Below are 16,313 nucleotides of genomic sequence, written 5' to 3' on the forward strand. Positions count from 1 at the left end.
GCGCACGATCCGACAGCAATAGAATTTCAGGGAAGTTGACCCGATGACCGATACAGAAAAGCGCACCGCAACCCCCATTGACGAAACCCTCGCCGCCGATGATCTGCGCCGGGCCGAACGCCGCACCTTCCTGCGTCATGCCAGCGGCATTGCGGTGGCGACCGGCGCCAGCGCGCTGCTCGCCGCTTGCGGCGGTGGCGACGACAACAGCCCCACGCCCACTCCGTCGCCGACCCCAACGCCGACCGGCAGCCCGACACCGACTCCCACGGGCACGCCGACGCCGACCCTGACGGATGGGGACGTGATGAATTTCGCGCTCAATCTCAAATTCCTCAAGGCGCAATTCTATTCCTGGGCAGCGAACGGCGCCGCCCTTTCCAGTGATGTAACCAGTGGTGTCGGCACCGTCGGTGCCGTGACCGGGGGCGCGGCGGTCACCTTCACCGATACGCTGCTCCAGCAATATGCCAAGGAAATCGCGGCGGATCAGCTTGCGCATGTCAAGATACTGCGCTCGCTGCTCGGCAGCTTGGGCAGCGTCGCGCAACCCGCGCTCAATATTGACGGCGTTGCTGCCAACGGCGCCTTCAGCGTCCTGGCACAGGGCGCCGGGATCGTGGCGGGCCAGACGCCCTTCAATCCCTATGCCAGCGAAACAAATTTCCTGACCGCCGCTTTCCTGTTCGAGGATGTCGGCATCACTGCCCTGAAGCCCCTGTTTTCCAAGATGACCAACGGGCTCTTTCGCGAAGCGTTGGCGGGGCTGATCGCGGCCGAGGGTTATTCCTCCGGCCTGATCCGCAGCGTCATCTCTCAAAAGGGCGGCACCGTACTCGCCAATGCGGACAAGATCTCCGATCGGCGCGACGTTCTTGACGGCACCGGCGACGACCTGGATCAGGGCGTTACCGGCACCGGCACGGCAACCAACATCGTCCCTACCGACAATGCGACTGGTCTCCCCTTCGATCGCCGGACCAGCCAGGTGCTCAACATCTTCTACCTTACCCCGAACTCAGTGGTCGGCGGCGGCTTCTTCCCCGCCGGCCTCAACGGTACGGTCAAGACCAGCAGCAACAACGGCACCCACGTGTCCTTCTGAGCCCGTCCTGACGATGTCTCCCGGCCGCGCGATCCTCCGGGTCGCGCGGCCTTTTCTTTGCCGCTCCGACAATCTGCCTTGTGCACCTTGTGGTGATGGCCGTCACCTTCACGACGCCAAGGGGCAGTGACAAGCGCCTGCCACTCCCCTAGGCTGAGCTTATCCCCGGGGGGCTGCGCCTGAGCAGCTGAGATATGGCTGATGTCATGACCCGCCGAACCTGATCCGGCTCACACCGGCGGAGGGAGGGAGCGGCTCCAGCCCGGAAAACCGCCCTCGCTTCCGAGTCATTTGGAGCGAATATTCATGGCCGACATTCCCACGCGCACCGAAATTGGCGTCACCACCGGCCCGATCCGCGGCTCCCGGAAAATCCATGTCGGTGATCTTCGCGTCGCAATGCGCGAGATCATGCTCGATCCAAGCTGCAACGAACCGCCCTTGCGCGTCTACGACACCAGCGGCCCCTATACCGACCCGAAGGCGCTGGTCGACATCAATGCGGGCCTGCCGCAACTGCGCCGCGACTGGATCGTCGCGCGGGGTGACGTGGAAGAATATGACGCGCGCGAAATCCGCCCCGAGGATAACGGCCTGTCCGGCCCCGACCGCTCCGCCGGCGTGCCGCAATTCCCCAAGGTCGTGAAGCGCCCCCTGCGCGCCAAGGCCGGCGCGAACGTCAGCCAGATGCATTATGCCCGGCGCGGCATCGTCACGCCGGAAATGGAATATGTCGCGATCCGCGAGAATATGGGCCGCGCACAGCTGAAGGAAGCGCTGATCCGCGACGGGCAGGATTTCGGCGCCTCGATCCCCGACTTCGTCACCCCGGAATTCGTCCGTGACGAGGTCGCCCGCGGCCGCGCGATCATCCCGAACAATATCAACCACCCCGAATCCGAACCGATGGCGATCGGCCGCAATTTCCTGGTCAAGATCAACGCCAATATCGGAAACAGCGCGGTCGCCTCGAACGTGGCGAGCGAAGTCGACAAGATGGTCTGGTCGATCCGCTGGGGCGCCGACACGGTGATGGACCTGTCCACGGGCCGCAACATCCACGATACGCGCGAATGGATCATCCGCAACGCGCCGGTGCCGATCGGCACCGTGCCGATCTACCAGGCGCTGGAAAAGGTCGGCGGCGTGGCCGAGGACCTGACCTGGGAAATCTTCCGCGACACGCTGATCGAACAGGCCGAACAGGGCGTGGATTATTTCACCATCCATGCCGGCGTGCGCCTCGCCTATATCCCGATGACCGCCAAGCGCGTCACCGGCATCGTCAGCCGCGGCGGATCGATCATGGCGAAATGGTGCCTCAGCCATCACAAGGAAAGCTTCCTCTACGAACGCTTCGACGAGATCACGGAGATCATGAAGGCGTATGACATCGCCTATTCGCTCGGCGATGGCCTCCGACCCGGCAGCATCGCCGACGCCAATGACGAAGCGCAGTTCAGCGAACTCTACACGCTCGGCGAACTCACTCACCGCGCGTGGAAGAGCGATGTGCAGGTGATGATCGAAGGTCCCGGCCATGTGCCGATGCACAAGATCAAGGAGAATATGGACAAGCAGCTCGAGGTCTGCGGCGAAGCGCCCTTCTACACGCTCGGGCCGCTCACCACCGACATCGCGCCCGGCTATGACCATATCACCAGCGGCATCGGCGCCGCGATGATCGGCTGGTACGGCACGGCGATGCTTTGTTACGTTACGCCGAAGGAGCATCTGGGGCTCCCCGATCGCGATGACGTGAAGGTCGGCGTGGTCACCTACAAGCTCGCCGCCCATGCCGCCGATCTGGCCAAGGGTCACCCGGCCTCGAAGATGCGCGACGACGCCTTGTCACGCGCCCGCTTCGAATTCCGCTGGCGCGACCAGTTCAACCTGTCGCTCGACCCCGACACGGCGGAACAATATCACGATCAGACGCTCCCGGCCGAGGGCGCCAAGACCGCGCATTTCTGTTCGATGTGCGGTCCCAAATTCTGCTCGATGAAGATTACGCAGGAAGTGCGGGATTTCGCGGCGAAGCAGAACCAGCCGGCCGATGCGTTCATCGCGGCGGGTGACGCGGAGAAGGGCATGGCGGAGATGAGCGAGGTGTTCAAAGCCAAGGGCGGGGAAATCTACCTGCCCGCGGCCGAGTGATTCGTGCATGGCTGCGCGGTGGCCTGTCGGCCGCCGCGCTGCTCGCCACCGGCACGGCCGTGACGCAGGAGGTGCCGAAAAAGGACGACAAGGAGATTGTCGTCACCGGAGTCCGCGACCCGGAGCGCGAAATCAACGATTTCGTTCAGGCGTTCACGCCGGGATCGACATTGAGCCAGCTCAGCCGCTTCGAATGGGCGGTGTGTCCCATGACGACCGGGGTCAGCCCCGCCCAGAAGCTCGTGGTGGTCGATCGTTTCCGCAAGGTTGCCAAGGCGGCCGGGGTCAGGATCGCGGGTGACGGATGCGCGCCCAATGTGCTGGTGATCGTCACCCCGGACAAACGCGGACTGCTGGAGGCGCTTTTCCTCAAGCATCCCGACTATTTCACGGATCTGAGCAAGGCCGAACGCCGCGCTCTGGTGGAATCGACTGAGCCCGGCATAGCCTGGCACCTGAAGGGTCCGCCGCAGTCCGCCGACGGCATGGAGCTCCAATATGATTCAGGGACAGGCTATTACGTCAATCACACGACCCGGTCTTTGTCCCGCCTCAGCTTCGCCTCCCGTCCGCAATTCGCAGCGGCGATCGTGATGGTGGAGAACCGTGCGCTCGATGGCCTGACGGTCAACCAGCTCGCCGACTATGCCGCGATGCGCACCTTGATCCGTGTCGACCCCACCAAGCTCAAGAACAGCGCGGCGCCGACGATACTCAAGATATTGGAGGCCCCGATGGGCAGCGAAATCCCGCTCGGTCTGACCAAATGGGATCTGGGCGTGCTGCGCGGCTTCTATGCCAGCGACCCGAATGTGACCGCGGCTTCGCAACGCTCCGAGATGCGAAGGCGGCTGAAGAAGGAACTCGACCCGACCGGAGAAGAGAAGAAGTAGGGCCTTTCGGCGTCAGAAAGCGGACGGCGCCGGAACGGACGGCTCCACCGCTGGCTGTCCCGGCTTCGACAGATAGGCCGCGGTACCGACGGTTCGTCCGCGCCCCTTCTTGCCGTCGACGCGATTGACCAGCCCGCCCAGGCTGTTGCCGAAGGTGCCGCCATAGACGAACGCCGGCTGCACCAGCGCGCGCGACGCCAGCCACGCCGGGAGCGGGAGGTCGCCTTCCCCCCGCGGGCGGATGTCGAGCCGGTTCGGGACTGGCTCGACCCGGCCGCGCATGAACATCATACCCATCAGCTTGCCGGCGGTCAGCTTGGTATCGGGATTGTCCGATTCCTCGCGTTGCGGCACGAACACGCCCAGGTCGAGCACGTCGCCTGCCTTGGCGACAAAATGATAGCTGCCGAGCGAAAAGCTCGTATCCGCCGATCCCATTGCCGAGCCGCTGCCGCCCGTTCCGGTGATCACCCAGGTTCCCGGGTCGATCTCCAACAGGAACAAGCGACGCTTCCCGTCCTTTGCGAGCGGATCGTGCTGCGCCATCACGCCGGGGCCGACCTGCTTTTTCTCGACATCATAGGGCGCGAACAGGATTCCGGTGACCATCCGGTTGGTCCCCATCATCTTGAACTCCACCGGGTCGACCTGCACCAGCAGATACGCCTTGTCGGCCTTGATCTGCTCGACCTGCTTCGACTTTGCATTCGCCGCCGGCGCAAAAACCAGCAACGCCATCACCATCGCCAGCACCGCACGCATCATCGCCCTCATTCGAACATTTCCTTGCCCAGCGGTTTGGTGCTCGACGCGAGCGTGAACCATTTGTCGATCCGTTCGGCGACATCCTTGGTCTTCTCGATCTGTTGCCAGTCGGCGCGGCCCATTTCGAACCGGCGATACCCCTTGTCGGCCAGGCAAATGCGCTCGACCTGCCATTGCAGCCGCCGGCTCTCACTGCCCGCCAGCAACGCGACCATCAGGCTCGCAATGCCGGCCGCAGCGGCCGACTGGCCCGTGGTCAGGTTCCTGTTCTGCCAGATCTGCTGGTTCATCGCCGTGGTGTCGGGCGCTATGCGCGCCACCCCGCCGGCGAGCGCATCGCACGCCAGCCGATCTTCCAGATAAGCCTGGCGATCGACATCGGGCTTGTTGAAATAATAATAATCGCGCGCGGTGGCAGGCTGTGAAGCGAGCAATGCGGCGAGCGTCCCGGCGACAAGTAAAAGCGACTTCATCGGCGACCCCCCGCCCTTATTTTCACCTTATGGATGCGCTGCCGTTCTCAATTTCGCAAGCAGGATGTTCTCGGGTGGATTGGGAATTTCAGCATCAACAACAGGGCGTGTTTGAGCGCTACCCTTGCTTGATGCAGTTGTGTCACCAGCCAAGCTAAAGCCATCGCTCCACATCCATCGACTGATGCAAGACGCGCTGTACGACGACGCGATCCGCGAACACATCACAGAATATCCGATGGCTGCCGCTTTGCCAAATCGCCGAAATCCCACCGGTGAGCAGCACCCGGCGACCGTACCTCCCCCACAACCCCCTCATCTGCTACACCTTGCGATATGCGCGCCCGTAACCCGCTCTACATCATGGCCAAGCCGCCGCCCGGAGCGCAGGCGCAGATCGCCGCGCTCGCCCGCAACGATCCCGGCCGCGGCGCGGATCTGCTCCACGTTACCCTGGCATCGCTGTTCGACCTCCATTACGCGCCGCCCGAATGGCTCCCCGCAGTGATTGCCGCGCTCGACGGCTTCGACGCTCCGGCCTTCCCGCTTGCCTTCGACCGGATCGAGAACCGGAAAGCCGTCACGCTGCGCACCCGCGCGCCGCTGGCCGAGGCCCGCGCATTCCAGGCGGCGCTGGTCCGTCATCTCCTCGAACGCAAAGCCCCGATGATGCTCGGCACCACGCCCGAGCCGCACGTGACGATCAACTATCGCGGCGACCGGCTCGGCAGCCAGAAGATCGCGCCGATCGGCTGGACGGTCGAGGAAATCCTGCTGGTCGAGAGCATTGTCGGCCAGACCACACATGTCGAACATGGCCGCTGGCGACTTCGTGGTGCCGACTGATGCCCACACCCGCATACGGTTGTTGTCCGCGGAATGACCGACGAGCAACGGCTGAACGACGCCCCGCATCATTCATGCTCGATACGCGTGTTACACTTCACATCAACCCACGCCGCCGCTTCCAGTCCAGATCAACCCTGATCCGCGTTTCCCAGCGACCGTCCCAGTCGGTCGAAAGCCCATGCTCTTCCAGCCGCGATACGATCTCATGCCCGATCGCCAGCGCCGCTGCTTCGCCTTCCACGCAGGCGCCGTAATTGAGATAGAGCCCGCCGCCCTCGGTCGCGGATTCGGTGTCCTGCATATGATAAAAGGCATAGCCGCGCGCGGACGTACCTTGCTCTTCGACCGCTTCGATCTCGTCCCAGATTTCGGAGGAGCCGCAGGTCCCGCAGCAGGAGAAATTCTGCCGCGAAATCAGGCCCTCGGCCTCAAGCTCCTCGAACGCCGCATCCAGGCGGTCGCAATCGGTATGGGCCGGCCAGTTCTTCTGATCGGCGGCATGGGCGGCAAGCGCCTGTTTGAGATGCAGCTGCGCCTGTTTGCGCAAATCGGCGCTCTCCAGCTCACCGTCGAACGCGGCCACGCCATTCTTCAATATCTCGTCCTCGTCGTAAAAACCGCTGGCGACATCGCGGTCGATATAACCGCGCAGTCCTTCGAGCACTTCCTCGCGTGTGTCGGGCGCGGTGGGAGCGGCGGGCTCTTCCACGATGGCCCCGGACCCGAACAGACGACTGAGCAGCGATTTCACCTTGGTCCTCCAGATATGGCCCGCACAACGTAGCAACGGATGCGAGGAATTGAATACGCCCTGCGAATTTCAGACAAGGCGCAGACCGAATATTCCGGCATTGATCACCGACGGACAGGGTGTTCCGCCTTTAACCGCCCCTCGGATGTTCCGGTCGCACTGCTTGATGCGCCGTCTGACTGCTCATTGCCCATTTGAGCAGGACGTTGAATCGGACACGCCGCCCGATCAGCGGACAGCCACGCGTTTTCGCGTCGAGTATTTTCCACAGCCGCAGCAATGTGCCGCCATGGCCGATGCCGGAACGACCATGAGACTCTCCCAACATCATATTGCCCCGCCCAATCCCGTCTGCCATGCTGCCAAAGCCGCGACGACAGACAGCAGCGCGGTGCGGAGGGGGCTCGGCATGTTTTTTGTTTCCTGGGGATCCAAGGGCGAGGTGGCCGAGATCGGCCCGGCGGGCGACCGGCATTGCGACCGGTGCAATCAGGACGGGCCCTTCACCAAGATGGTCGCCTATCGCGTGCGCCACATTTACTGGCTGTTCCGCTGGGTCACTGACCGGACACCCTTCCTGCTGTGTGGCCGATGCGGGTCGCAATATCTCGCCGACCAGGGCGATCATGATGCGAAGCAGGAACGCGACGCCATCCCGTTCTGGGACCGGCGTGGCTGGACGATCGGCGCCGGCGCGATCGGCAGCGTCATCGCGCTGGGCTCGATCGCCGCCGCCGCCGACAGCGCGGCCGACAGCGGCTATGTCCAGGCGCCTCATGTCGGCGACATCTATGAAGTCGATCTGGCGAAGATGATGGACAAGCCCGAAGCGCGGGTCATGAGAAGCGCAATGCGGATCACCGCCGTGAAGGGTGACTCGGTCGAAGTGGCGGTCGCCAATCTCTATTATGACGACTGGCGCGGCGTCGATCGCGACATCACCAGCGGCAAGGCAGCACAGGCCGATTATTATGCGCCGGGACACGCGTCCTTGCCGGTCGCGAACCTGAAGCGCATGCGCGATGATGGCGTGGTGTACGACATCCATCGTTAGGTCGCGCCGCCGGCGTCACTGTGCCGGCGCGTTCCCCAGCACAGCGAGCCGCGCACGATACTCCGCCAGCAATGCCGGATCGGCATCCGTGCCATGCGCCGCGATAAACGCCGTCAGCGCGTCTCGATACGCATCGCGGAACCGCACATTGTCCGGCGCCGCCGCCAGCTTCGCCGCCGCGGTTTCGACCGGTTCGCGATCCTCCCCGATCCGGCGCTTGCGGCCATAGGGCGACTGGTCGACCATGATCGCGATGTTGCGCGGGAAACCGGGGACATATTTGACCACGAACCTTTCGCCCTGCGGCGGGATCAGGATCTGGTTGCGCCACGGATAGATCGATGCCGACATGGTGTCGAAGCTGGTCTCGACATCGCGCCCGTCGGCTGTCCGCACCACGGCTTCATAATACCAGATCGGACTGTCGTTCAGCGTCGAACTGGTTTCCTCGGCATGGACGATCACCGCGCTGCCGGTCGTGCCCGCGGCATTGAGGAAGATCGCGTTCACCGCCGACCCGAAGAACGGGCTCATCGCCGCCAGCATCATTCCCGGCACGCCGAGGAAATACCATCCTTTGCCGCCGGTCCACCACGCCAATAGCGCGCCGATCGCCAGCGCGGTCAGCGGATAGAGCGGCAATGCGAGAAAGGGATGCTGGCTGAGGAAATAGAAGACCGCCGACACTGCATTCATTTGCGTCTCCATTCTCGCTGCGGCGCGGTCGGGCTGTGATTCCGGCCTATGGTCATACCACCGGAGAGGGTCAATCGGATTGCCCTGCATGGCGGCCCGCTGGTGGCTTGGTGCGAACCATCTTCTTGGTTGATGCCCTCGCACATCGCATGAGTGCCGATCCGGCCTCAGATCACCATCAAATCGCGCCCGACGATGATCTCCCCGGCAAAATGCGGGCGGACCGCGTCGCGCCACACCTGGTCGGACACGAACGGATAACCGCCGGGCACGAAGTGCGACAGCACCAGCGTCCCGACCCCGGCCTCGGTCGCGATGCGGCCGACCTGTTCGGTGGTCGTATGGCTGGCGATCAGATGCTCGCGCAGCGACGCGGCATTGGGCTCGGTGGCGATCAGTTTCTCGATCGCGGGCAAATACATGACTTCATGCACCAGCACGTCCGCACCCTTGGCCAGCGCGACCAGATTGGCGCTTGGCCGCGTGTCCCCTGAAATCACGATCGACCGTCCCGGCGCATCGAAGCGATAGGCAAAAGCGGGCGTCAGTGGCGGATGATCGACCAGCGCCGCGGTCACCCGGACATTGGCATCGGCATGGACCGGCCCCGGCTGCATCACGTCATGCGCCCGGATCAGCGGCGCGAGCGGCGGCCGGCCTTCATCGGCGACCCGGGTGCGGATATCCACGCCGTTGAGATCAAGGAACTGGCGCGTCATCCGTACCAGCGGCGCCGGGCCATAGGTGTCGACCGGGGTTGCGAGATCGGCCGCCCAGGCGAGCAGCAGCAGGTTGCCGTAATCGGCATTATGGTCGGAATGATGGTGGGTGATGAACACGCCGCGAATCCTGCCGGGCTTCAGGCCGGCCAGCACCATCTGCCGCGCGACGCCATTGCCGCAATCGACGATATAGATGTCGTCCCCGATGACGATCGCCTGGGCCGGCGCTGCGCGATTGGGTTTGGGTGTCGGCCCGCCCGCTGTGCCCAACAGTATGAGGCGTGGCCGGGCCGGCGCGATGCCGGCGATCGCCGCGACCGGCAATGCGCCGGCCAGCGTCAGCGCTCCGGACAATGCGGCACGCCGGGAGATTGCGCTGGAGCCCAGGGCGGAAAGCGATCGAGAAGACATGCGGCAACCCCCCGGCGGATCGCCTGATGTGCCATCTATGCCGGACCCGGTCCACCGCGTGCCGCTGAACCGGGCGCATCGATCTTGCGGCAGGGAGGGCGCCGGGGCACTCTTGTCTCTCCATCGCGACCCGGGTCGCGCGACGATGCTCAAGGACTTCCATGCCCCATATCGCTCATATCGCCCTGGTCGTCCGCGATTATGACGAGGCGCTCGCTTTCTATGTCGGCAAGCTTGGTTTCACTCTGGTCGAGGACACGTACCAGCCCGAACAGGACAAGCGCTGGGTCACGATTCGACCGCCCGGCGCGCCTGAAGGCGCGACCACCATCCTGCTCGCCCGCGCCTCCGCGCCGGCGCAGGAGGCCTTTATCGGCAATCAGGCCGGCGGCCGCGTCTTCCTGTTCCTCGCCACCGACGATTTCGCGCGCGATCACGCCGCCTTCACCGCCGCCGGGGTAGAATGGGTCCGCGATCCCGCGACCTATGACTATGGTACCGTCGCGGTGTTCAGGGATCTCTACGGCAATCTCTGGGATCTCGTGCAGTTCGCCGACGGACGCTGACGCGCGAGGCTGATTCAACCTTCTCGCCGGGCGCGGTAAGACTGCCTCAGACGCGTGGCTCACCGGCCGCTCGCCGCGCTCTTTCACATGACTGGAAAACAACGCAACGGCGCTGGCTGTTATCCGCCTGATTGCTGGCTGATAGCTGGCTGTTCCGTTGGCTGTTACCTGGCTGTTCCATGGCTGTTATTAGATAACAGCCAGCTGCCAAGTAAACATCTGAAAATAATCATTAATTCTGGCGATGAAGTTGGATTTAACAGCCAGGAAAAAAGATATCAGCGAATATCAGCCAGGAACAGCCGGCGATCTGCACCGGCGATCTCGATATTGCGGTCATTGAGTATGGACTCTAGGCCGCTGAGCGGCCTTATCCGGCCGGGAGGTTTGATATGGCGTTTGGCATCGGCATCGCGGGACGCATCGGACGCATCTGGCTGATCGTCGCGGCGGCGCTGGCGCTGAGCGGGTGCTACGGCCATGCCTTTCCGGTCGCGCAGCACTTCATCTATGCCGATGGCGGGACCAAAGTCGCGGCCGAGGCGGAAGTGTTCGTCGATCCCAATGGCAGCTTCTATCCCGATGACTGGTGCACCTGGTTCGGCTCGCGCAAGGAGCCTTGCGCGGAATGGCACGGTCCGCGCCGCTGGAAGGCGCACAGTCTGCTCGCCGAAACCTATCGCGAGGCGAAGGGCGATGCGCAGGATGGCCCGGCATTCCGGGCGCATATCGAGGCGGACGAGCAGCGGCAATTGCAGGAACTCCGCGATTTCGGCCGTGCCAAGAAGCGCATCTTCATCCTCATCCATGGCTATAACAACACGGTCGCGCAGGCCGATCCCCCATTCGACGCGATCAAGGCCAAGCTCGATCTGCGCCCCGATGACGGGGTGCTGCGCTTCTACTGGGACGGGCTGACCGCCAAGGGCATTTTCGGGGCGAAGATCTGGTTCAACGCGGTCGGCTACAGCCAGCTTGCCGGGTCGCGCGGCCTGCGCCGCGTGCTCGACCAGTTCCAGGACAAGGAAATCTACCTGATCGCGCACAGCCGCGGCGCCTCGGTGATCCTCTCGGCGCTCGGCAATCCGGTCTATGCCAAGGATTTTCGCGACAAGACCTATCTGGCGATCGAGCCGTGGGGCGCGGCGTACAAGGATCTGCTGTCGCCGCCGGCGCCCGCGGCCGACCGCCACAACCGCCTCCATATCCTGCTGATGGCGGCGGCGATCGGGCGGATCGACTTTTGCGACGTGAGCGAGCAGGAGCGGCTCGATCAGGGGCAGGGCTGCCGCAAGCTGCGCCCGCTCCCCGATGTGAAGAGCTTCCGCTACACCATCAACACCGGCGATCCGGTGCTGCGCAAATTCTTCGGCCTCGCCTCGCGGCTCAACCCGACCAGTTTCGGCCTCGAGCCGGAGGTCGCGCGCGCGATCAATGAAGAGGCCTATGGCGGCATGATGCGGCAATATTTCACGGATCCGCCGCGGCTGAAGCACAAATTTGACACCTATGTCGCCGACCAGACCTTTGCCCGCATGCTCGCCGACGAAGGCATATTGCGTCCCGGCCAATAGCGGAACCCTGCCATCGAAAGGGGCGTTCTTAGCGGTCCGTTCAATCGCAGGAGTGCTTCGATGTATATCATTCTGGGCGGTACGGGCCATGTCGGCTCGGCCGCGGCGAAGACGCTGCTGGCGCAGGGCGCCCCGGTCACGATCGTCACTCGCGATGAGGGCAAGGCGGGCGAGCTGAAACAGGCCGGCGCCACGCTCGCGGTGGCCGATGTCGGCGATCCCGATGCGCTGCGCCGCGTGCTCGCCACCGGTCGCCGCGCCTTCCTGCTCAATCCCCCGGCTGACCCGAAGACCGACACCGATGCGGAGGAGAAGCGCACCATCGCGTCGATCCTCGCCGCACTTGACGGCTCCGGGCTGGAGAAGGTCGTCGCCGAATCGGCCTATGGCGCGCAGCCGGGCGATCGGCTTGGCGATCTCGGCACGCTCTATACGCTGGAACAGGGGCTGAAGACGCAGCCGATCCCGGCGAGCATCATCCGCGCCGCTTATTATTACAGCAACTGGGACGCCTCGCTCGACACGGCGCGCGAGCAGGGCGTGGTCCACACCATGTTGCCGGTCGACTTCGCCCTGCCGATGGTCGCGCCCCAGGATCTCGGCGAACAGGCCGCTCGCTTGCTGACCGAGCCGGCCGATCGCACCGGCACTCATTATGTCGAGGGGCCGGAACGCTGCTCCGCCGCCGACGTCGCCGCCGCCTTCGCCGCCGCGTTCGGCAAACCGGTCAAGGTGGTCGCAACGCCGCGCGAGCAATGGGTCGAGAGCTTCACGGCGCTGGGCTTCTCGGACGCCGCTGCTGAGTCCTATGCGCGCATGACCGCGATCACGCTCGACAAGGGCGAGGCCCCGGAAGCGCCGATTCGCGGCTCGGTAACGCTCGACGACTATGTGGCTGATCTGGTGCGCGGGCACGGCTGAACATCCGACATGAAGTGCTCGCGCGCTGGCCGCTCAACGGTCGTGACGACGAGGTCAGCTCAGCCTGTTCGAATCTGCGGCTCGGGTTTCGGAACCGCTCCGGATCAGATCCAGCCCGGCGCATGGACCACTTCCAGCTTCATCCCGTCAGGATCCTCGAAGAACACCGCATAATAGTCGCCGGAATATTGCGGATAATGCGCTGGCGGATCGAGCACAGTGATGCCGCGCGCGACGAGCAGCTGGTGGAGCGCATCGAGATCGGCGCGGCTGTCGGCGCGCCAGGCCAGGTGGTGCAGCCCCGGCGCATAGCGTTCATGGCGATGCCCGCTCAGCGCCGGATCGCACGGCCTGAGACCGAGCGAGGCACCGCGTCCGTCGATTGTCAGGTCCCATTCGCACCCGTTCGAATCCTTGACCTGGGTATAGCCGAGAAACTCAAGCACCGGGCCGTAGACCGCTTTGGCGGCCGTCAGGTCGCTGACGTTCAGGTCGATATGATGAAATCCGCCGCGATTGATCTGTGCCATGCTGCTCTCCCGGATCCCTGCCGCAATATGCGTCTACATCGAATGTTCCACCACGCGGATTCATAACATTTGCGAAACGATAATGCCGGCCTATGCTGCAGCCTTCTCGGGGGAGACGGCAGATGATTCTAGGCCTTTCGATACCGGCGTTCACGCAGCTTCATACCATCATCAGCCTGATCGGTATCGTGACCGGGCTCGTATTCCTCGTCGCGCTGTTGCGCGGGCACTGGCTGACGCGGTGGAACCTGGCGTTCCTTGTCACGACCATCCTGACCAGCGTCACCGGCTTCATGTTTCCGATCACGGTGATCGGGCCGCCGCATATCGTCGGCGCCATTTCGCTGGCGGTGCTCGCGGTGTCGCTGATGGCGCTCTATGGCTTCAAGCGCGCCGGGATCTGGCGGCCGGTCTATGCCGTGACGGCGGTGATCGCGCTCTATTTCAACGTCTTCGTGCTGATCGTGCAGATGTTTCAGAAGATCCCGGTCCTCAATGCGCTCGCGCCGAACCAGACCGAACCGCCCTTCGCCATCGCGCAGGGGCTGGCGCTGATCTTCTTTGCCTGGGCCGGCTGGCGTGTGGTGCGCCGCCCGGCCTGAGATCAGGCGGGAAGCGCGGGCAGCGCCCAGTCGATCGGGGTGCGGCCATGCGCGGTGAGGAACGCGTTCGCCTGAGAGAAATGCCGGCATCCAAAGAAGCCGCCATGCGCCGAGAGCGGTGAAGGGTGGACCGCCTTCAGCACCAGATGGCGCCCGCCGCGCTCCACGCTGTCGACGAATGCCGCTTTCTTCTGGGCATAGGAGCCCCACAGCATGAACACGGTCGGCGCGTCCTGCATATTGACCAGCCGGATCACAGCGTCGGTGAATTTCTCCCAACCGCGACCCTGATGCGACGCGGCGGCCCCCATCCGCACAGTCAGCACCGAATTGAGCAGCAATACGCCTTGCTGCGCCCAATGTTCGAGAAAGCCGTGCCGCGCCGGCGGGATGTCGAGGTCGCTCGCCAGTTCCTTGTAGATATTGACCAGCGACGGCGGCGGCCGGACGCCCGGCTTGACCGAGAAGCACAGGCCGTGCGCCTGCCCCTCGCCATGATAGGGGTCCTGGCCGAGGATCACCACGCGCACCGCATCGAGCGGGGTCAGGTCGAGCGCGCGGAACCATTCGTCGCCGCGTGGGAAGATGCGGGTCCCCGCAGCCTTCTCCGCGACCAGGAAGCTTTTCAGCGCCTGCATGTACGGGCTGTCGAATTCGCCGCGCAGCGGTTCGAGCCAGCCGGGATGCAGTTTGATGTCGGCCATCGGCATTCCTCCTCCGGTCTGTGCAGTGCCGGGGGAGCGCGCCTGCTGTCAATCGCGCGCCGACGGGCAATCGCGCCGCAGCGGGCAATCGCCGCAGATCGGCGTGTCGGGGCGGCACGCAACCTGGCCCAGCCGCTTGAGCAGCATGTGAAGGGTCAGGAAATCGTCGGCATCCCAATCGGGCATCGCCGCCGTCACGGCTTCGCTCGCCGCCTGCGCATCGCTTCGCGTAGTGACGAAGCCGAGCCGCACGAGCACGCGCAGGACATGGCCGTCGACAATCAGCACCGGGCGACGCAGCGTGCTGGCATTGAGTGTCGCCGCAGCGACCTTGCGCCCGACGCCGGGCAGTCGTTCGAGCCAGGCAAGTGCATCGCCGAGCGCATATCCGCCGAGGAAATCGAGGCAGAAGTCCGGCCGCTCCCGCCCGATCATCCGGAGCGCGGTGACCAGCCATTCCGCCTTTTCAGGTGCGAAGGTCACGTCGGCGATCACCTGCGTCACCACATGCGGGTCGGCCCCGGCGATACAGCGCGCGGAACCAAAGCGCGCGCGAAGCCGATGATAGGCCGCAAGCGAAACCGGGTCTCGCGTCCGCCCGCTGATCAGCGACTTGACCAGCTGGCCGATCGGCTTGCGGCGCGGCAAAGGCTCGATGCCCGCAAGCATCGGCAACAGCAGCTGGTGCCAGCGCAGGACATCGCGCGTCGTGAAGTCGAACAGCGACTGCATGATTGGCATATAGAACAAAAAGGGAACAATAGCAAGCGTCCGGCAGTGCTAGCGCTTCTTTACGAACTCCGCGCGCAGCACGAGGCCCTTGATGCCCTCGTAACGGCAATCGATCTCCTGCGAATCGCCGGTCAGCCGGATCGACTTGATCAGCGTACCGCGTTTCAGGGTCTGCCCCGCACCTTTGACGGTCAGGTCCTTGATCAGCGTCACCTGGTCGCCATCGGCAAGCAGATTGCCGACCGAATCGCGCACCTCGACCGCTGCGCCATCATCGGCGCCGGCTCTGGCATTTGCGTCGGCCGCACTGATCCATTCGCCGCTCGCCTCATCATAGACGAACGCGTCGTCGCTCTCCGGCATAGGGGACGTGTCCGTCAGCTCTTGAGAGTCGTGATTTCGACCGCCTTGCCCTTGGTCGAGCTGTTGGCGGCGATCGTCTTGACCTTCTCCGCCTTGGGTTTGCGGATTTCCTTGTTCGATTTCTTCTGGCTCTTGGCCATGGCGGCTCTCCTGCAGGGCAAGGCGCCCTCGGGGCCTTTCTACACGAAAAGCCGGCGTTCGGCATAAAAGCTTCGGGGTAGAAGGAGCGGACATGAGGCCGCTGGAAAGAGGGCCGGATGGGGCGCGGCGTTATCGCGGTCGCGCCCTGCCGGGCCTGAGGTTTCAGCCGATCATGTTCGCGCCGTTGGCGGCATGCTGGCTGAGGATCATGAGGATGGTCATCGCAAAGGAGGCGAGACCGATAAAGATGCTGCGGGTCATGGTCTGGTTCCGGTCTTGGGTTCCGGTTGGGGCCGTTCCGGTC

The 16,313-nt window shown here is 64.1% G+C and carries 19 protein-coding genes and 1 riboswitch; of the genes, 9 read left to right on the plus strand and 10 right to left on the minus strand.

Annotated elements, in window-relative coordinates; translation table 11 throughout:
- Positions 1-43: 43 nt before the first annotated feature.
- From ACRECS_RS02595 to ACRECS_RS02605, 3 genes are all read left to right on the plus strand, one after another.
- Entirely contained in the window at positions 44-1,105 is a 1,062-nt protein-coding gene (locus ACRECS_RS02595; protein WP_431581382.1) for a ferritin-like domain-containing protein, read from the plus strand.
- Between the two features lie 156 nt (positions 1,106-1,261).
- Positions 1,262-1,369: riboswitch (TPP riboswitch) on the plus strand.
- Positions 1,370-1,411: 42 nt separating this feature from the next.
- Positions 1,412-3,262, plus strand: coding sequence for a phosphomethylpyrimidine synthase ThiC (gene thiC, locus ACRECS_RS02600; RefSeq protein ID WP_431581383.1), 1,851 nt, complete (start codon positions 1,412-1,414; stop codon positions 3,260-3,262).
- A complete protein-coding gene (locus ACRECS_RS02605) occupies positions 3,259-4,155 on the plus strand; it encodes a hypothetical protein (protein ID WP_431581384.1) in 897 nt (298 codons plus the stop codon). The genes thiC and ACRECS_RS02605 overlap by 4 nt, the downstream gene beginning before the upstream one ends.
- Before the next feature lie 12 nt (positions 4,156-4,167).
- Here ACRECS_RS02605 and ACRECS_RS02610 read toward each other — a convergent pair whose 3' ends face one another.
- Together ACRECS_RS02610 and ACRECS_RS02615 are read right to left on the minus strand one after the other, a co-directional pair.
- The gene (locus ACRECS_RS02610; protein ID WP_431581385.1) at positions 4,168-4,929 is read right to left on the minus strand and encodes a hypothetical protein; all 762 of its coding nucleotides are present in this window, start codon (positions 4,927-4,929) and stop codon (positions 4,168-4,170) included.
- Positions 4,926-5,393, minus strand: a complete 468-nt coding sequence (locus ACRECS_RS02615; protein WP_431581386.1) for a hypothetical protein — start codon at positions 5,391-5,393, stop codon at positions 4,926-4,928. Before ACRECS_RS02615 ends, ACRECS_RS02610 begins: the two co-directional genes overlap by 4 nt.
- A 336-nt stretch (positions 5,394-5,729) precedes the next feature.
- Here ACRECS_RS02615 and ACRECS_RS02620 point away from each other — a divergent pair, with 336 nt between their 5' ends.
- A complete protein-coding gene (locus tag ACRECS_RS02620) occupies positions 5,730-6,239 on the plus strand; it encodes a 2'-5' RNA ligase family protein (protein ID WP_431581387.1) in 510 nt (169 codons plus the stop codon).
- 97 nt (positions 6,240-6,336) lie between these two features.
- On the opposite strand, the gene ACRECS_RS02625 is transcribed toward ACRECS_RS02620, so the two are convergent.
- Positions 6,337-6,993 carry a DUF6891 domain-containing protein gene (locus tag ACRECS_RS02625; RefSeq protein ID WP_431581388.1) on the minus strand — a complete coding sequence of 219 codons (657 nt, stop codon included), beginning with the start codon at positions 6,991-6,993 and terminating at the stop codon, positions 6,337-6,339.
- A 409-nt stretch (positions 6,994-7,402) separates the two neighbouring features.
- Here ACRECS_RS02625 and ACRECS_RS02630 point away from each other — a divergent pair, with 409 nt between their 5' ends.
- A complete protein-coding gene (locus tag ACRECS_RS02630; RefSeq protein ID WP_431581389.1) occupies positions 7,403-8,047 on the plus strand; it encodes a hypothetical protein in 645 nt (214 codons plus the stop codon).
- 15 nt (positions 8,048-8,062) lie between these two features.
- Here the strand turns inward: ACRECS_RS02630 and ACRECS_RS02635 are convergent, their stop codons facing one another.
- Together ACRECS_RS02635 and ACRECS_RS02640 are read right to left on the minus strand one after the other, a co-directional pair.
- Complete coding sequence (locus ACRECS_RS02635; protein ID WP_431581390.1) at positions 8,063-8,743, minus strand: hypothetical protein; 681 nt, start codon at positions 8,741-8,743, stop codon at positions 8,063-8,065.
- A 167-nt stretch (positions 8,744-8,910) separates the two neighbouring features.
- A complete protein-coding gene (locus ACRECS_RS02640) occupies positions 8,911-9,819 on the minus strand; it encodes an MBL fold metallo-hydrolase (protein ID WP_431581391.1) in 909 nt (302 codons plus the stop codon).
- Positions 9,820-10,037: 218 nt separating this feature from the next.
- On the opposite strand from ACRECS_RS02640, the gene ACRECS_RS02645 reads away from it, so the two are divergent.
- The 3 genes from ACRECS_RS02645 to ACRECS_RS02655 all read left to right on the plus strand — a co-directional run bounded on the left by ACRECS_RS02645 (position 10,038) and on the right by ACRECS_RS02655 (position 12,937).
- Positions 10,038-10,442, plus strand: coding sequence for a VOC family protein (locus tag ACRECS_RS02645; RefSeq protein WP_431581392.1), 405 nt, complete (start codon positions 10,038-10,040; stop codon positions 10,440-10,442).
- A 392-nt stretch (positions 10,443-10,834) separates the two neighbouring features.
- Positions 10,835-12,016 carry an alpha/beta hydrolase gene (locus tag ACRECS_RS02650; RefSeq protein ID WP_431581393.1) on the plus strand — a complete coding sequence of 394 codons (1,182 nt, stop codon included), beginning with the start codon at positions 10,835-10,837 and terminating at the stop codon, positions 12,014-12,016.
- Positions 12,017-12,076: 60 nt separating this feature from the next.
- On the plus strand, positions 12,077-12,937 hold the full coding sequence (locus ACRECS_RS02655) for an NmrA family NAD(P)-binding protein (protein ID WP_431581394.1): 861 nt from the start codon (positions 12,077-12,079) through the stop codon (positions 12,935-12,937).
- A 104-nt stretch (positions 12,938-13,041) separates the two neighbouring features.
- Here the strand turns inward: ACRECS_RS02655 and ACRECS_RS02660 are convergent, their stop codons facing one another.
- Positions 13,042-13,467, minus strand: coding sequence for a VOC family protein (locus ACRECS_RS02660; RefSeq protein WP_431581395.1), 426 nt, complete (start codon positions 13,465-13,467; stop codon positions 13,042-13,044).
- A gap of 122 nt (positions 13,468-13,589) precedes the next feature.
- On the opposite strand from ACRECS_RS02660, the gene ACRECS_RS02665 reads away from it, so the two are divergent.
- Positions 13,590-14,069: a hypothetical protein gene (locus tag ACRECS_RS02665; protein WP_431581396.1), complete on the plus strand. Its 480-nt coding sequence runs from the start codon at positions 13,590-13,592 to the stop codon at positions 14,067-14,069.
- 2 nt (positions 14,070-14,071) lie between these two features.
- On the opposite strand, the gene ung is transcribed toward ACRECS_RS02665, so the two are convergent.
- From ung to ACRECS_RS02685, 4 genes are read right to left on the minus strand one after another with little or no spacing between them, the layout of a single operon-like run.
- Positions 14,072-14,773: a uracil-DNA glycosylase gene (gene ung, locus ACRECS_RS02670; protein ID WP_431581397.1), complete on the minus strand. Its 702-nt coding sequence runs from the start codon at positions 14,771-14,773 to the stop codon at positions 14,072-14,074.
- A 48-nt stretch (positions 14,774-14,821) separates the two neighbouring features.
- Positions 14,822-15,505 carry an endonuclease III domain-containing protein gene (locus ACRECS_RS02675; RefSeq protein WP_431581398.1) on the minus strand — a complete coding sequence of 228 codons (684 nt, stop codon included), beginning with the start codon at positions 15,503-15,505 and terminating at the stop codon, positions 14,822-14,824.
- A gap of 48 nt (positions 15,506-15,553) precedes the next feature.
- On the minus strand, positions 15,554-15,868 hold the full coding sequence (locus tag ACRECS_RS02680) for an alkylphosphonate utilization protein (RefSeq protein ID WP_431581399.1): 315 nt from the start codon (positions 15,866-15,868) through the stop codon (positions 15,554-15,556).
- A 14-nt stretch (positions 15,869-15,882) separates the two neighbouring features.
- Positions 15,883-16,008: a hypothetical protein gene (locus ACRECS_RS02685; RefSeq protein ID WP_431581400.1), complete on the minus strand. Its 126-nt coding sequence runs from the start codon at positions 16,006-16,008 to the stop codon at positions 15,883-15,885.
- Positions 16,009-16,313 lie beyond the last annotated feature (305 nt).

The sequence above is a fragment of the Sphingomonas sp. genome (assembly GCF_050725575.1).
In the GTDB taxonomy this organism is placed as follows: domain Bacteria; phylum Pseudomonadota; class Alphaproteobacteria; order Sphingomonadales; family Sphingomonadaceae; genus Sphingomonas.

Coding starts and splice junctions, on each gene's coding strand:
- ACRECS_RS02595 (WP_431581382.1), top strand. CDS start 44: ATGACCGATACAGAAAAGCGCACCGCAACCCCCATTGACGAAACCCTC.
- thiC (WP_431581383.1), top strand. CDS start 1,412: ATGGCCGACATTCCCACGCGCACCGAAATTGGCGTCACCACCGGCCCG.
- ACRECS_RS02610 (WP_431581385.1), bottom strand. CDS start 4,929: ATGAGGGCGATGATGCGTGCGGTGCTGGCGATGGTGATGGCGTTGCTG.
- ACRECS_RS02615 (WP_431581386.1), bottom strand. CDS start 5,393: ATGAAGTCGCTTTTACTTGTCGCCGGGACGCTCGCCGCATTGCTCGCT.
- ACRECS_RS02620 (WP_431581387.1), top strand. CDS start 5,730: ATGCGCGCCCGTAACCCGCTCTACATCATGGCCAAGCCGCCGCCCGGA.
- ACRECS_RS02630 (WP_431581389.1), top strand. CDS start 7,403: ATGTTTTTTGTTTCCTGGGGATCCAAGGGCGAGGTGGCCGAGATCGGC.
- ACRECS_RS02635 (WP_431581390.1), bottom strand. CDS start 8,743: ATGAATGCAGTGTCGGCGGTCTTCTATTTCCTCAGCCAGCATCCCTTT.
- ACRECS_RS02645 (WP_431581392.1), top strand. CDS start 10,038: ATGCCCCATATCGCTCATATCGCCCTGGTCGTCCGCGATTATGACGAG.
- ACRECS_RS02650 (WP_431581393.1), top strand. CDS start 10,835: ATGGCGTTTGGCATCGGCATCGCGGGACGCATCGGACGCATCTGGCTG.
- ACRECS_RS02655 (WP_431581394.1), top strand. CDS start 12,077: ATGTATATCATTCTGGGCGGTACGGGCCATGTCGGCTCGGCCGCGGCG.
- ACRECS_RS02660 (WP_431581395.1), bottom strand. CDS start 13,467: ATGGCACAGATCAATCGCGGCGGATTTCATCATATCGACCTGAACGTC.
- ACRECS_RS02665 (WP_431581396.1), top strand. CDS start 13,590: ATGATTCTAGGCCTTTCGATACCGGCGTTCACGCAGCTTCATACCATC.
- ung (WP_431581397.1), bottom strand. CDS start 14,773: ATGGCCGACATCAAACTGCATCCCGGCTGGCTCGAACCGCTGCGCGGC.
- ACRECS_RS02675 (WP_431581398.1), bottom strand. CDS start 15,505: ATGCAGTCGCTGTTCGACTTCACGACGCGCGATGTCCTGCGCTGGCAC.
- ACRECS_RS02680 (WP_431581399.1), bottom strand. CDS start 15,868: ATGCCGGAGAGCGACGACGCGTTCGTCTATGATGAGGCGAGCGGCGAA.
- ACRECS_RS02685 (WP_431581400.1), bottom strand. CDS start 16,008: ATGGCCAAGAGCCAGAAGAAATCGAACAAGGAAATCCGCAAACCCAAG.